This window comes from Streptomyces fulvoviolaceus (assembly GCF_000718165.1).
Lineage (GTDB): Bacteria > Actinomycetota > Actinomycetes > Streptomycetales > Streptomycetaceae > Streptomyces > Streptomyces fulvoviolaceus.
In genome coordinates, this window is sequence record NZ_JOEY01000039.1 from 57,072 (window position 1) to 71,657 (window position 14,586).

13 protein-coding genes and 2 pseudogenes are annotated in these 14,586 nt (G+C 70.1%); 8 read left to right on the forward strand and 7 right to left on the reverse strand.

Annotated features, from left to right (window positions below):
• Nucleotides 1-100: 100 nt before the first annotated feature.
• The 4 genes and pseudogenes from IG08_RS0135720 to IG08_RS54735 form a co-directional block, all read left to right on the forward strand.
• Nucleotides 101-967, forward strand: coding sequence for a sterol desaturase family protein (locus IG08_RS0135720; RefSeq protein ID WP_030612543.1), 867 nt, complete (start codon nucleotides 101-103; stop codon nucleotides 965-967).
• Nucleotides 964-1,632: a lysoplasmalogenase gene (locus tag IG08_RS0135725; protein WP_030612546.1), complete on the forward strand. Its 669-nt coding sequence runs from the start codon at nucleotides 964-966 to the stop codon at nucleotides 1,630-1,632. Before IG08_RS0135720 ends, IG08_RS0135725 begins: the two co-directional genes overlap by 4 nt.
• Before the next feature lie 37 nt (nucleotides 1,633-1,669).
• Nucleotides 1,670-1,828: pseudogene (locus IG08_RS63135) on the forward strand (IMP dehydrogenase); the annotation flags it as partial.
• A 71-nt stretch (nucleotides 1,829-1,899) separates the two neighbouring features.
• Nucleotides 1,900-2,757: pseudogene (locus tag IG08_RS54735) on the forward strand (zinc-binding dehydrogenase); the annotation flags it as partial.
• Nucleotides 2,758-2,770: 13 nt separating this feature from the next.
• Here the strand turns inward: IG08_RS54735 and IG08_RS0135735 are convergent.
• The 4 genes from IG08_RS0135735 to IG08_RS0135750 form a co-directional block, all read right to left on the reverse strand.
• Entirely contained in the window at nucleotides 2,771-3,778 is a 1,008-nt protein-coding gene (locus IG08_RS0135735; protein WP_030612549.1) for a CopD family protein, read from the reverse strand.
• Nucleotides 3,779-3,878: 100 nt separating this feature from the next.
• Nucleotides 3,879-5,243: a CoA transferase gene (locus IG08_RS0135740; protein ID WP_030612552.1), complete on the reverse strand. Its 1,365-nt coding sequence runs from the start codon at nucleotides 5,241-5,243 to the stop codon at nucleotides 3,879-3,881.
• A gap of 73 nt (nucleotides 5,244-5,316) precedes the next feature.
• Nucleotides 5,317-6,885 carry a S8 family peptidase gene (locus IG08_RS0135745; protein WP_030612555.1) on the reverse strand — a complete coding sequence of 523 codons (1,569 nt, stop codon included), beginning with the start codon at nucleotides 6,883-6,885 and terminating at the stop codon, nucleotides 5,317-5,319.
• A 96-nt stretch (nucleotides 6,886-6,981) separates the two neighbouring features.
• Nucleotides 6,982-8,511 carry a S8 family serine peptidase gene (locus tag IG08_RS0135750; RefSeq protein ID WP_030612558.1) on the reverse strand — a complete coding sequence of 510 codons (1,530 nt, stop codon included), beginning with the start codon at nucleotides 8,509-8,511 and terminating at the stop codon, nucleotides 6,982-6,984.
• A 253-nt stretch (nucleotides 8,512-8,764) separates the two neighbouring features.
• On the opposite strand from IG08_RS0135750, the gene IG08_RS0135755 reads away from it, so the two are divergent.
• The 3 genes from IG08_RS0135755 (at nucleotide 8,765) to moaA (ending at nucleotide 11,883) form a co-directional block, all read left to right on the forward strand.
• On the forward strand, nucleotides 8,765-9,121 hold the full coding sequence (locus IG08_RS0135755; protein WP_030612561.1) for a DUF485 domain-containing protein: 357 nt from the start codon (nucleotides 8,765-8,767) through the stop codon (nucleotides 9,119-9,121).
• Entirely contained in the window at nucleotides 9,118-10,737 is a 1,620-nt protein-coding gene (locus IG08_RS0135760; RefSeq protein WP_030612571.1) for a solute symporter family protein, read from the forward strand. The genes IG08_RS0135755 and IG08_RS0135760 overlap by 4 nt, the downstream gene beginning before the upstream one ends.
• Before the next feature lie 156 nt (nucleotides 10,738-10,893).
• Complete coding sequence (moaA, locus tag IG08_RS0135765) at nucleotides 10,894-11,883, forward strand: GTP 3',8-cyclase MoaA (RefSeq protein ID WP_030612574.1); 990 nt, start codon at nucleotides 10,894-10,896, stop codon at nucleotides 11,881-11,883.
• Between the two features lie 12 nt (nucleotides 11,884-11,895).
• On the opposite strand, the gene IG08_RS0135770 is transcribed toward moaA, so the two are convergent.
• Both IG08_RS0135770 and IG08_RS0135775 read right to left on the reverse strand, forming a co-directional pair.
• Nucleotides 11,896-12,114: a hypothetical protein gene (locus IG08_RS0135770; protein ID WP_030612578.1), complete on the reverse strand. Its 219-nt coding sequence runs from the start codon at nucleotides 12,112-12,114 to the stop codon at nucleotides 11,896-11,898.
• A 199-nt stretch (nucleotides 12,115-12,313) separates the two neighbouring features.
• Nucleotides 12,314-12,712: a DUF3099 domain-containing protein gene (locus IG08_RS0135775; protein ID WP_030612580.1), complete on the reverse strand. Its 399-nt coding sequence runs from the start codon at nucleotides 12,710-12,712 to the stop codon at nucleotides 12,314-12,316.
• Between the two features lie 245 nt (nucleotides 12,713-12,957).
• Here IG08_RS0135775 and IG08_RS0135780 point away from each other — a divergent pair, with 245 nt between their 5' ends.
• On the forward strand, nucleotides 12,958-13,236 hold the full coding sequence (locus IG08_RS0135780; protein WP_030612583.1) for a GlsB/YeaQ/YmgE family stress response membrane protein: 279 nt from the start codon (nucleotides 12,958-12,960) through the stop codon (nucleotides 13,234-13,236).
• A gap of 56 nt (nucleotides 13,237-13,292) precedes the next feature.
• Here IG08_RS0135780 and tyrS read toward each other — a convergent pair whose 3' ends face one another.
• Complete coding sequence (gene tyrS / locus IG08_RS0135785) at nucleotides 13,293-14,561, reverse strand: tyrosine--tRNA ligase (RefSeq protein ID WP_030612586.1); 1,269 nt, start codon at nucleotides 14,559-14,561, stop codon at nucleotides 13,293-13,295.
• Nucleotides 14,562-14,586 lie beyond the last annotated feature (25 nt).

Here is a 14,586-nt window from a genome sequence, read left to right on the forward strand (position 1 = left end):
GCACTTGGCGGAGATCGCCAAGAAGCAAGCGCGTACCCCCGGTAATACTTGTGGGTAACAACGTCTAGCCGTGGCCGACCAGCGGTTCTACGGTGCACGCATGCCGAACCTCCCCGACGTCGTGGTCTGGTCGATCCCCGCCTTTGTGCTGCTCACCGTCATCGAGATGATCAGCGTCCGCGTTCATCCCGACGAGGACGCGGCCGGCTACGAGACGAAGGATGCCGCGACGAGCATCGGCATGGGACTGGGCAGTCTCGTCTTCGACTTCCTCTGGAAGATCCCGATCGTCGCGATCTACACGGCGATCTACGAACTCACGCCCCTGCGCGTGCCCGTCCTCCTGTGGACCGTCCCGCTGATGCTGCTCGCACAGGACTTCTTCTACTACTGGTCGCACCGCGGCCACCACGTCATCCGCATCCTGTGGGCCTGCCACGTCGTCCACCACTCCAGCCGCAGGTTCAACCTCACGACCGCGCTGCGCCAGCCCTGGACCTCCCTGACCGTCTGGCCGTTCTACGTCCCCCTCATCGCCCTCGGTGTGCACCCGGCCGCCCTGGCGTTCTGCTCCTCGGCGAACCTCGTCTACCAGTTCTGGATCCACACCGAGCGCATCGACAAGATGCCCCGCTGGTTCGAGTTCGTCCTCAACACCCCGTCCCACCACCGCGTCCACCACGCCTCCCAGGGCGGCTACCTGGACCGCAACTTCGGCGGGATCCTCATCGTCTGGGACCGGCTCTTCGGGTCTTTCGTCGCGGAGACCGACCGGCCCGTCTACGGGTTGACCAAGAACATCAACACGTTCAACCCGATCAAGGTGGCCACCCACGAGTACGCCGCGATCATCAAGGACGTCAAGGCGGCCCGGAGCTGGCGCGAGCGGGCGGGGCGGGTCTTCCGGGGACCGGGCTGGGCGCCGGCCCCAGTGCCGGACGCGGCCGAGGAGACCGTGGCCGCGTGAGACGCATCCTGCTCACCTGCTTCGGCCTCGCGGCGGTTACCGACCTCGTCTCCCTGGCGGCCGGATGGGGTGCCGCGCACACCGTCGCCAAGCCCCTTCTGATGCCCCTCCTCGCCGCCTACTGCGCCGTACGCGGTGCCCCGCGGCTCCTCCTCGCCGCACTCCTCCTCGGCTGGGGCGGCGACGTCCTGCTCCTGTCCGACGCCGAGCCGGCCTTTCTCGCCGGCATGACCTCCTTCGCGGCCGGCCATGTCTGCTACCTCGCGCTCTTCAAGACCTACGGCAGCCCACGCGCGCGTGCCGGTCTCCTGGTCCCCGCCTACGCCACCGCCCTCGTCGCCACCGTCGTCCTGCTCTGGCCGGACCTGCCCGCCGACCTGCGCGTGCCCGTCGCCGGCTACAGCGTCCTGCTCACGGCGATGGCGTGCGCGTCCGCCGTCCGGTTCGGGCTCGTCGCCGGGCTGGGCGGTGCGCTGTTCCTGCTCTCGGACACCCTGATCGCGAGCGGTGTCGCCGGCTGGCCCCAGCTCCCGCGGCCCGACCTCTGGATCATGCTCACGTATATCGCCGCGCAGTTCCTGCTGGCCAGTGGCACACTGCGAGCCCTCGAAGCACGCCCGGAGCCGACGACGACGTACGGTGAGATGCGCTCGACCACCCCCTGAGCGCACTCACACCGACGTATCGAGAAGGACCCTCGCCATGCGCGCCACCACCATCCACGCCCCGTTCGACATGCGTGTGGAGGAGGTGCCCGAACCCGTCGTGCAGCTGCCCACCGACGCCGTGGTCCGGGTGCTGCGGGCCTGCATCTGCGGCAGCGACCTGTGGGCGTACCGCGGCGACGCGGCCCGGCAGCCGGGGCTGGGGGTCCCCCCAGGCCTTTAAGGCACTGGGGGAGGATCGGGCCGAGTTCTGGGGCGTAGCCCCCCGGCCTGGTCGAGGAGACCGGCTCCGCGGTGACCACGCTGCGCCGCGGCGACCTCGTGGTCGCGCCCTTCATGTGGTCCGACGGAGTCTGCGACCACTGCCGCGAGGGGCTGACCACCTCCTGCGAGCACGGCGGCTTCTGGGGCTCCGTCGGATACGACGGCGGCCAGGGCGAGGCCGTGCGCGTCCCCTTCGCCGACGGCACCCTCGTCCAGCTGCCCAAGGAGGTGGCCTCCGACGACCACCTGCTGTCCTCCCTGCTGACCCTGTCCGACGTCCTGGGCACCGGCCACCACGCGGCACTCGGCGCCGGAGCCCGCCCGGGCGCCACGGTCGCCGTCGTCGGCGACGGAGCCGTCGGTCTGTGCGCCGTGCTCGCCGCCAAGCGGCTCGGCGCCGAGCGGATCATCGCGCTCGGCCGCCACCAGGACCGTACGGACATCGCGCGCCGCTTCGGCGCCACCGACGTCGTCGCCGAGCGCGGGGACGCGGCCGTCGAGGCCGTCCGTGAGCTCACCCGCGGCCAGGGCGCCCACGCCGTCGTCGAGGCCGTCGGCACCGAGCAGTCGATGCGTACGGCGATCAACATCGCCCGCGACGGCGGCGCCGTCGGCTGGGTCGGCGTGCCGCACGGCAGCGGCACCGGTGTCGACCTCGGGGTCATGTTCGACCGGAACATCGCGCTGCGCGGCGGCGTCGCACCGGTGCGTGCGTACATCCCCGAGCTGCTGCCCGACGTCCTGGACGGCACCGTGGACGCCTCGCCCGTCTTCGACATGACCGTCGACCTGGACGGCGTCCCCGACGGCTACAAGGCGATGGACGAACGCACCGCTCTCAAGGTGCTCGTCACCAACTGAGGCTGAAAAGGCCTCACCAGCGGATCGGCACCGGTAGCGCCGTCAGCAGTCCCGACACCACGACCACCAGCCCCAGCGCGACGACCTCCGCCCGCGCGGGGACACAGGCAGCCAGTGGGTCGGGCGCCCGGCGCAGCCGGATCCGCGCCCACAGGGCGAGCCCGGCGACGGCGGCCACGAGGAGCACCTTGGCGAGCAGGGTGCGCCCGTACGCCGTGTCCGTCAGCTGTTCCAGGACGGTGCCGGGCGGCATGCGGCGCAGTGAACTCCACACCCCGGTCGCGGTGATGGCGGCGAGCAGGACGGCCGCCACGCGCGCGTAGAGGCCGAGCAGCGCCGCGCTCGCCTCCGCGGGGCCCCAGGTGCGCAGCGTCCGCAGCACGTGCAGCAGACCGCCCGCCCACAGTGCCGCGCACGTCAGGTGCGCCAGCGTCAGCCCGGAGCCGAGCAGTGCGCCGTGCTCGGTCGCGGGATGCGCGCGCAGGGCCTCCGCCACGACCACCGCGGCCAGCGGCCAGACCTGGGTCGCGGGGCGGCGTGAGAGGGCACAGAGACCGGCCGCGAGGAACGCGTTGACCTCCAGCAGGGCCAGCTTGCCGTCCCGCGACTCGTAGAGGCCGCCGACGTCGATCTCGGAGAGGCTGTGCGGCACCAGGTTGCCGGTCGCCACCACCGAGGCGAGCCCCAGCGCGGCGACGAAACCGGCGGCGGCCGCGTACGGGGCCCAGGCGCGGGGCGCGGCCGGGGGAGCGCCGGGCACGGAACGGCCCAGCCGGCCCACGAACAGCTCGCCCACCGGCACGCACAGCGCCGCGAACAGCACCGCCCGCAGCAGCGCCACACCGCCGACGCCGGGCGCGGCGGCCTCGCCGGTGCCGCGCAGCGCGGTGGACGGGCCGAGCAGCGGGATCAGCGCGGCCAGCGCCACCAGGACGAGGACGGCGACCGCGCGGCCGGCACCGGGGCGCCGCGCGGGCCCGCTAGCGTCGGCCACCCCGGCGGTGGGTCTTATCAAGGTCACCTCAAGATCTTCACCAGACCGGGCGGAACCGGGCAAGTGCAGGGAAACAACTGGCGGTACGGCATTCCGCCCATAGGTACGTTTCCGGCCCGGCCGTCGCTCAGGCCCAGCACGCGGCGTCGGTTCCCCAGGGCCCCGGCGGCCGGGACCAGATGGCGGGCCCGCCCTCGAAGGAGACCGGCGGCAGGGCGTACCGCAGCCGCCCCAACCGGCTGTCCGTCTCCGCGAGCCACGGGTCCGGCCCGTCGTACGAGGCGTCCATGGCGTCATCCGACCCGACCCCGTTCACCAGCCACTCCGCCGTCCGCGCCAGCGCGAGTCGCACGACCCGGCTGCCGCCCTCGTACGACTGCTCGGTCAGCGCCCGCAGCACCGCCGCCGCCAGCAGATATCCCGTCCCGTGGTCGAGGGCCTGCGCGGGCAGTGCTCCCGGCTGCTCCACCGACCCCTCGACGGTGGCGATCCCGGTGGCCACCTGCACCAGGCTGTCGAAGCCCCGTCGTTCACGCCAGGGCCCGTACGCGCCCCACGCCGACACCTGCGCCACCACCACTCCGGGCCGCCGTTCGGCCAGCGCGTCCGGCGAGAGCCCGAACCGGTCCAGGGCGCCCGGCCGGTATCCGGTGACGACCACGTCGGCCGCCGCGAGCAGGTCCTCGAACGCACGCCGGTCGACGGCCAGATCCAGCGTCGTCGACCGTTTCCCGAAGCCCGTGTCGGCCTGCTGGTCGGGCAGTTCGGGAAACCGCGGGCCGTCCACGCGCAGCACGTCCGCGCCCAGCAGGGCAAGCGTGCGGGTGGCGACCGGGCCGGCCAGGACCCTTGTCAGGTCCAGGACGCGGAGTCCGGCGGCAGGAAGCAGGGGATTCCCGTCGACAGGCGCGAGCACGCGCGCGCGTGCGGAGTCCAGGCGCTCGCGCTCGACGAGCGGCCGGCGGGCCACCTCGGCGGCCTGCTCCTGCGCGGCCCACGCCTCGGGCGTCCGCAGCGCGACGGCGAGGCCCCCGGCCGCGTACACGGCCTCCTCGACCTCCAGCGAGGACCGCTCGGCGAGTGCCCCCTCGACGGCGGCCACGTCGTCCCGCACCCCCAACACGTCCAGCAGCCGTGCCCGGTGATGCGGATAGTTCGCGTGCGTGCGCACCCACCCGTCCGCCGTCCGCCAGAACCGGGACAACGGAGCGAAGTTGATGGGTGCACGCCCGTCGATCAACAGATGACGCTCACTGTGGAACGCCGTCGCGACGGCCCCGTCGTCCACCCGTACTCCGGGGATCTGGGCGAGCCCGGCCCGCCGTGCCCCGAACTCGGCGCCGGCCAGCGCGCACGCACCGACGCAGGCCCGTGCCAACTCCCGTACGGGAAGGCGCGCTTGGAGAGCGCCTTCCCGCACCACGGTCGTCACGCGCGGGAGCAGGGCGGGATCGCCGCCGACCGCGGACCAGGCAGAGTTGATACCAGTCATGACTGCACTATGCAGTATTGACTTAATCAACACATTGACCGGTCCGGGTCTCCCTGGGGGCCCTGTGGGTCTCCTACTTGGTGACCGCGTCCAGCGCGTCCACAGTTCCCCAGCCGTAGAAGCCGTTGCGGTTCTTCGAGCCCTCGCACACCGCGTCGACCTTGCCGTCGCTGTTGATGTCGTACGGGTCCGTGCACGGCGTGGCGTCGGCCTCGGCGTACAGCAGGGCCTTCACCAGGGCCGGAGAGGCGTACGGATGCGTTGACTTGATCAATGCGGCGACGGCCGCGACATGCGGCGAGGCCATCGACGTACCGGCCATGTAGCCCCACTTGCCGCCGGGCAGCGTGCCCAGGATCAGACCGCTGGTCGCGGGCGGCTCCGGCTTCTGGTACGACGTGGAGTCGCCGCCGGGCGCGGCGACGTCGATGACGCCCAGGCCGTAGTTGGAGAAGGACGACTTGATGCCCTTCGCCCCGGTCGCCGCGACCGTCACGACACCCGGCAACTGGGTCGGTATGTCGTAGCACTTGGACGGGTCGATCACCCGGTCCGAGGGCGTGCCGTCGTTCGGCGAGGACGGGTCGGTGATCTCGTCGGCCGTGAGGTCGTAGTTCTCGTTGCCGGCCGCGGCCACGTTGACCACGCCCTTCTTCTCCGCGTACCGCGAGGCCCGGGTGATGGCGTCCACGAGGGCCTTCTGGTCCGGGTCGTCCGTGCAGTTGAAGTACCACGGGTCGGTGTAATAGCTGTTGTTGGTGACGTCGACGCCGTGCGTGGCCGCCCACATGAAGCCGCAGACCACGGCCTCGGTGTAGAAGTAGCCGGCGGTCGTCGACACCTTGATGCCGGCCACCTTCACGCCGGGCGCGACCCCCGTCATGCCGACGCCGTTCTTGGCGGCCGCGATCTCGCCGGCCACGTGCGTGCCGTGCGGGCTCTCCGACGCGCTCGGCCGCCACGCCCCGTCGGTCGTGTCCGGCTTGCCCGTCACACAGTTGACCGACGCGGCCCGGTTGAAGTTCGGCGCGATGTCGGGGTGGGTGTCGTCGACGCCGGTGTCGATCACGGCGACCGTCACCTTGCTGCTGCCGAGCGACTTCTCGTGCGCCTTGTCCGCCTTGATGGCGGGCAGGTCCCACTGCAGGGACTCGAGCGGGTCCTGCTCGGCGGTGGCATCGGCCGAGGCCTTGGCGATCTCGGCCGAGCTGAGCGCCTTCGGCGTCCCCTCGTCGGTCGTCGACTGCGCGGGCAGCGGCGCGTTACGGGTGTTGCCGGCCGACTCGACCCCGCGGACCTTGCGGATGGTCTTGGCGAAGTCCGGGTTCGACGAGTGGACGACGATCACGCCGATCTTGTCGTACGACGTCACGATCGTGCCGCCGGCGTCGGCGATGGCCTTCTTCACCTGAGCCGAAGGGCCGGACCCGGGACGGACGTTGACCACATAGCTGAGAGCGGTCGCGTCGGCCGTACCGACCGAGGCGAGGACGTCGTTCACGGCGCCGGTGACACCGGCCACCGTGTCGGGCACGGTGGCCGCGGACGCCGTGGCGCCCGGCAGGAACGCGAGGGCGGTCGCCGTGGCCATCCCGAGCGGGATGGCGATCGCGCGCCGGTAGCGCGGGTGAGGCGCTGTCATAGGAAAGTGTCTCCAGTTCGTTCGTGGTGCGAGCGGACCGTGCGGGAGGTCCTTGAGGGTGCTGCCCTTGGGTGGTGAAGTCATGTGCCGCGCGGGTCACTTGACCGCGCGCAGCGCGTTGACGAGGCCGGAGCCGTAGAAGCCGTTGGCCTTCTTGCCGCCCTCGCACACCGCGTCCTGCGTGCCGTCGCCGTCCTGGTCGTACGACACCGGGCAGTTCAGGCTGTCCGCCTGCGTCTTGAGCAGCCACTGCAGTTGGGCCGGGGTCGCCTTCGCGTGCGTCGACTTCAGCAGCGCCGCGACGCCCGCGGCGTGCGGAGAGGCCATCGACGTGCCCTGCAGGAAACCGTACGAGTTGTTCGGCAGCGTGGACAGGATGCGGCCGTTCTTCGACGGGGTGTCCGGGATCTGGTAGAGCCGGTCGCCGCCCGGGGCCGCGACGTCGACGACGCCGTAACCGTACGAGGAGTAGTACGACTTGACGTTGTTCACGCCCGTCGCGCTGACCGTGACGACACCCGGGAGCATCGTCGGCACGTCGAAGCACTCGTGCGGGTCGATGGTCCGCTCGACCGGCGTGGAGTCGTCGGGGCTGCTGTCGTCGACGATGGCGTCCGAGTCCAGGTCGTGGTTGGAGTTGCCCGCCGCCGCGACGTTCAGGGTGCCCTTCTTCTGGGCGTACAGCGAAGCCCGGTTGACCGCGTCGACGATCGCCTTCTGGTCCGGGTCGCCGAGGCAGTTGTACAGCCACGGGTCCACGTAATAGCTGTTGTTCGTGATCTCCACGCCGTGGTCGGCGGCGAACACGAAGGCGCACACGACGCTCTCCGGGTAGAAGAGGCCGTTGCTCGGGTCGGTCACGTTGATGCTCGAGACCTTCACACCGGGCGCGACTCCGGCCACGCCGATGCCGTTGCGGGCCGCGGCGATCTCACCGGCCACGTGCGTGCCGTGGTAGTCGTCCACGGTGTACGGCCGCCAGGCGCCCTCGCTGGTGTCCGCGACGCCGCCGTCGCAGTTGGCCGACTGCGAGGCGGAGAAGTTCGGCGCGATGTCGGGGTGGGTGTCGTCGACGCCGGTGTCGATCACGGCGACGGTCACCTTGCTGCTGCCCGGGTTGATCTGCGCGGCCTTGTCGGCGCCGATCGCCCTGAGGTCCCACTGGTCGGACTCGAGGGGCTCGCTCTCCGCGTCGGCGGCCGAGGCGCTCTCGGCCTTCGCGGCCTGCTCCTTGGTCAGGACCTGTACCGCGCCCTCGTCCGTGGTCCCGGCGACCGACAGCGGCGAGGTACGTGTCGCACCCGCCGACTGGACGCCGCGCACGGCGCGTATCTGCGCCCCGAAGTCGGGGTTGGCCGAGTGGATGACGATCACGCCGATCTTCTCGTACGTGATCACCACTGTCCCGCCGGCCGCGACGATCGCCTTCTTGACCGACGCGATCGTGCGGTGGTCCACCTTGGTGTTGACGACATACGACAGGTTCGGCGCGTCCGCGGCCTGAGCCGTGGTCTCCGCATAGGGGGCGGCCGACGCCGCGGCGGGCAGGAAGCCGAGCGAGGCCGTCAGCGACAGCACGACGGGCACGGCGAGCGCGAGACGACGTCTGGAACGCGTCTGGGACATGGGGTCTCCACATCGTCCGGAAACGAAACCGCCCGAGACACAGATGGTGCTCGGGCAGGTACATGACGGGGTCGTGCAGGGCGAAGTTATCGCCCGAAGTCGCTGGCCAGCAATGACTTACGGGAGGTGACTTCGGAAAGACGCCCTCGTTGTTGAACCGGTCCTTGCGCGCCGCCGTGACCTTGGGCAGGGAACGCGAGGACACTCGCCCCCGATTCCCGTCACAACCGCACCCGCAACGCGAGGAGACTCCGTGGCCACCGACGCACCGCCACCCTCGAAAGAGCAACACAAACTCCCCACCACCGAGGAGTTCACCGAGGTGCAGGAGAGCGCGGAGTTCGGTGAACTGCGCCGCTCCCACCGCTCCTTCGCCTTCCCGCTGACCGTCGGATTCATCGCCTGGTACCTGCTGTACGTCCTGCTGTCGAACTACGCGGGCGACTTCATGGGCACCAAGCTCTTCGGCAACATCAACGTGGCCTTCGTCTTCGGTATCGCCCAGTTCCTCACCACGTTCCTCATCGCCTGGTGGTACTCGCGGCACGCCGCCGCGAAGCTCGACCCCAAGGCCGAGGCCATCAAGACCCGAATGGAGGGCGGCGCATGAGCCCCGCGATCACCCTGGCGGCCGGAGAGGCCAGCGAGCACCGGCCGCTGATCATCAGTCTGTTCGCGGTGTTCGTCGTGGCGACCCTCATCATCACGGTCTGGGCGGGCCGCCAGACCAAGGACGCCGCCGACTTCTACGCGGGCGGCCGGTCGTTCAGCGCCTTCCAGAACGGCCTCGCGGTCTCCGGCGACTACATGTCGGCCGCGTCCTTCCTCGGCATCGCCGGCGCCATCGCCCTCTTCGGATACGACGGCTTCCTCTACTCCATCGGCTTCCTGGTCGCCTGGTTGGTGGCCCTGCTCCTGGTCGCGGAACCGCTGCGCAACTCCGGCCGCTACACCATGGGTGACGTGCTCGCGTACCGCATGCGCCAGCGCCCGGTCCGTACCGCCGCCGGCACCTCCACGATCGTCGTCTCGATCTTCTACCTGCTGGCCCAGATGGCGGGCGCGGGCGTCCTCGTCTCGCTGCTGCTCGGCATCACCTCCGACGCGGGCAAGATCGGCATCGTCGCCCTCGTCGGCGTCCTGATGATCGTGTACGTCTCCATCGGCGGCATGAAGGGCACCACCTGGGTCCAGATGGTCAAGGCCGTGCTGCTCATCAGCGGCACCATCCTGATCACCTTCCTGGTGCTGCTGAAGTTCAACTTCAACATCTCCGACCTGCTGGGCACGGCCGCCGAGAACAGCGGCAAGGGATCGGCCTTCCTGGAGCCCGGTCTCCAGTACGGCGCCACCGGCACCACCAAGCTGGACTTCATCTCCCTCGGCATCGCCCTGGTGCTCGGCACCGCCGGCCTGCCGCACATCCTGATCCGCTTCTACACGGTGCCCAACGCCAAGGCCGCCCGGAAGTCCGTCAACTGGGCCATCGGCATCATCGGCGGCTTCTACCTGATGACCATCGCCCTCGGCTTCGGCGCCGCGGCGCTGATCTCCCAGGACGAGATCATCGCGTCCAACCCGTCCGGCAACACCGCGGCGCCCCTGCTCGCCCTGCATCTCGGCGGCGTCGACTCGGCCTGGGGCGCGATCCTGCTCGCCACGATCTCGGCGGTGGCCTTCGCCACGATCCTCGCCGTGGTCGCCGGTCTCACCCTGGCCTCGTCCTCATCGTTCGCCCACGACATCTACGCGAACGTCATCAGGAAGGGACAGGCCACCGAGAAGGAGGAGATGCGGGCGGCCCGGCTGGCGACCATCGGCATCGGCGCGGTCTCCATCCTCCTGGGCGCCCTCGCCCGCGACCTGAACGTCGCCGGCCTGGTCGCCCTGGCCTTCGCGGTCGCGGCCTCCGCCAACCTGCCGACGATCCTCTACAGCCTGTTCTGGAAGCGGTTCACCACCCAGGGCGCCCTGTGGTCGATCTACGGCGGTCTGATCGTGGCCGTCGGCCTGGTGCTGTTCTCGCCCGTCGTCTCCGGTGACCCCAAGGCGATGTTCCCCGGCGTCGACTTCGCCTGGTTCCCGCTGAAGAACCCGGGCATCATCTCGATCCCGTTCGGCTTCCTGATGGGCTTCCTCGGCACGTACCTGTCCAAGGAGGAGCCGGACGCCGGCAAGTTCGCGGAGCTGGAGGTCCGGTCCCTGACCGGCACCGGCGCCCACTGACCCACCCCTCCGAGCGGCCGCGTCGTAGAGACCTACGACGCGGCCGCCTCGTACGTCGTGGGATCGGGCACTGTCGATGTCAGTCGTGTCACGTAGGCTCGCAGGTGACGGAAAATGGTTGGTCCGCACTGATCCGCGACGAGGGAGGGGGCCCACGTGCTCATCGACACCTATGGCCGGGTGGCCACCGACCTGAGAGTCTCGCTGACCGACCGGTGCAATCTGCGGTGCAGCTACTGCATGCCCGAGGAGGGTCTGCAGTGGCTGGCCAAGCCCGACCTGCTCACGGACGACGAGATCGTCCGGCTGATCGACATCGCCGTCACCTCCCTCGGAATCGAGGAGGTCCGCTTCACCGGCGGTGAACCCCTGCTGCGCCCCGGCCTGGTCGGGATCGTCGAGCGGGTCGCCGCCCTGGATCCGCGCCCCCAGATGTCCCTCACCACCAACGGCATCGGCCTCAGGCGGACGGCGACGGCCCTGAAGGCGGCCGGCCTGGACCGGGTCAACGTCTCCCTCGACACCCTCCGCCCCGACGTCTTCAAGACGCTCACCCGCCGGGACCGCCACAAGGACGTCATCGAGGGTCTGGACGCCGCCCGCGAGGCGGGTCTGACGCCGGTCAAGGTGAACTCGGTACTGATGCCGGGGCTGAACGACGACGAGGCCCCGGACCTGCTGGCCTGGGCCGTGGAGCACGACTACGAACTGCGCTTCATCGAGCAGATGCCCCTGGACGCCCAGCACGGCTGGAAGCGCGACGGCATGATCACGGCAGGCGACATCCTGACGTCCCTCCGCACCCGCTTCGAGCTGACCGAGGAGGGCGAGGGGGAGCGCGGCTCGGCCCCGGCGGAGCGCTGGATCGTGGACGGCGGCTCGCACCGTGTCGGCGTCATCGCCTCCGTCACCCGCCCGTTCTGCGCGGCCTGCGACCGCACCCGCCTGACGGCCGACGGCCAGGTCCGGACGTGCCTCTTCGCCCGCGAGGAGACCGACCTCCGCGCCGCCCTGCGCTCGGGTGACCCCGACGAGGAGATAGCCCGCATCTGGCGTGAGGCGATGTGGGGCAAGAAGGCGGGCGCGGGCCTGGACGACCCGACGTTCGTCCAGCCGGACCGGCCGATGTCGGCGATCGGCGGCTAGGAGCCTTCGGAGCTAGGCCCCTTCGGGGGCCTGCCACTCCTCGAACGTCACGACGTCCTTGAGGAAGCCCCGGACCCCGAGGAACTGCGACAGATGCTCCCGGTGCGCCTCGCACGCCACCCACGTCTTGCGCCGCTCCGGCGTGTGGACCTTCGGGTTGTTCCACACGAGCACCCACACGGCGTCGGCACGGCAGCCCTTGGCAGAACAGATAGGGGTCTCGTCACTCACGGATTCGTCTCACAGAGGTGCAAAAAAGGCGACGCCGAGCAGCCACGGGGGGAGCTGCCCGGCGTCGGTCCGTCGCTCCGACGGGGGATGCGGAGCGCGTACGAAGTATGTCACGGGTAACCCGCCGCCCGGCACTGGAACAACATGATTGATCTGAGCTTTTCTTGAGCTTGGGACAGGGCTGACGGACCCGTAATGATCACGTCCGGTCCCGCGGCTCGTTCCCCGCGCCCGGTGCCGGATCGGCCACGACGTCTTCCGGGACGGGTTCCGCGACTTCCTCTTCCGCCCGCGGCGGCGTGATCATCGGCCGGGTCGGAGCGGCCACGAACGTGGACGGCAGCGAGGGCACGTTCTCCCGCCCCGCGTTGGCGATCACAACGGCTACATAGGGGAGCAGCGCTCCGAGCACCAGTGCGACGATCGCGACGTGCCGTTCGACGTTCCAGAGCGAGGCCGCGAGGATCACCGACAGCGTGCGGACCGACATCGAGATGACATACCGCCGCTGCCGCGCGCGGACGTCCTCCGCGAGTCCCGTACGGGCTGCGGTGATCCGGAACACCTGGGCGTTGCCGCCGTCATGCTGCTTCCGCATCACATTCCACCATCCGCCCGCATCGGACTCTCCCCGCCCCGTACCCGCTCCGCCCCCGGTGGCGATACCGGGTCCGGACAGCTCCCACGTTACGCCGCGCCTGCGCTGCCTACGAGACCGGGGGACCTCCCGCCGGCCCGAACGAACTCGGCCGTAGCGCGTACAGCCGTACCCGACATGCGCCGTACGGCGGGTGGACCGACACTGGGCGAAATGCTCACGTCGAGCTGTACGAGGAGGCAGCCATGGGCTGGTTGTGGGCGATCATCGTGGGATTCGTGCTGGGTCTGATCGCGAAGGCGATCCTTCCCGGAAAGCAGCACAGTCCTCTCTGGCTGACCACCATCTTCGGCATGCTCGGCGCCCTCGCCGGCAATGCCATCGCGCGGGCGGCAGGCGTCGACTCGACCTCCGGCATCGACTGGAGCCGACACGCCTTCCAGCTCGTCGCAGCGCTCATCATCGTCGCCGTCGGCGACATGCTGTACATGGCGACGCTGGGCAAGAGGAAACAGCAGACCTGAGAGTGCGTACGACGAAGGGGCGGCCCTCGGTCGAGGGCCGCCCCTTCTGTGGTGCCTCAGACGCCGGTGACCTCGACCGCCGCCAGGTTCTTCTTGCCCCGGCGCAGCACCAGCCAGCGCCCGTGCAGCAGGTCCTCCTTGGCGGGGACGGCGTCCTCGCCGGCGACCTTCACGTTGTTCACGTAGGCGCCGCCCTCCTTGACCGTGCGCCGCGCGGCCGACTTGCTGGCCACCAGGCCGACCTCGGCGAACAGGTCGACCACCGGACCGAGCTCGGCGACCTGGGTGTGCGGCACCTCGGAGAGGGCGGCGGCCAGCGTCTTCTCGTCGAGCTCCGCCAGCTCGCCCTGTCCGAAGAGGGCCTTGGACGCGGCGGTCACGGCGGCGGTCTGGTCGGCGCCGTGCACCAGCGTCGTCAGCTCCTCGGCCAGCGCGCGCTGCGCGGCGCGGGCCTGGGGGCGCTCCTCGGTCTGCTTCTCCAGGTCCTCGATCTCCTGGTGAGACTTGAAGCTGAAGATCCGCAGGAACTTGGAGACGTCCCGGTCGTCCGCGTTGAGCCAGAACTGGTAGAAGGCGTACGGCGTGGTCATCTCGGGGTCGAGCCAGATCGTGCCGGACTCCGTCTTGCCGAACTTGGTGCCGTCGGCCTTGGTGATCAGTGGCGTGGCCAGCGCGTGCACCACGGCCTCGGGATCGACCCTGTGGATCAGGTCGGTGCCCGAGGTGAGGTTGCCCCACTGGTCGCTGCCGCCGGTCTGCAGCGTGCAGTTGTGTCGCCGGAACAGCTCCAGGAAGTCCATGCCCTGCAGGATCTGGTAGCTGAACTCGGTGTAGCCGATGCCCGCGTCGGAGTTGAGCCGCCGGGCGACGGCCTCCTTCGCGATCATCTTGTTGATCCGGAAGTACTTGCCCACGTCACGCAGGAACTCGATGGCCGACAGGCCCTGGGTCCAGTCCAGGTTGTTGACCATGACCGCCGCGTTCGGGCCCTCGAAGTCCAGCAGCGGGGCGATCTGCGCGCGCAGCCGCTCGACCCACTGGGCGACGACCTCGGGCGAGTTCAGCGTCCGCTCCGCGTTCGGCTTCGGGTCGCCGATCAGACCCGTGGCGCCCCCGACCAGACCCAGCGGACGGTTGCCCGCCTGCTGGATCCGGCGCATCGTCAGGATCTGCACGAGGTTGCCGAGGTGCAGGCTGGGCGCGGTCGGGTCGAACCCGCAATAGAACGTGACAGGACCGTCCGCGAACGCCTTGCGCAATGCGTCCTCGTCAGTGGACAGGGCGATCAGCCCTCGCCACTTCAGCTCGTCGACGATGTCCGTCACGGTTCTCGTATCTCCTTGATTTGTG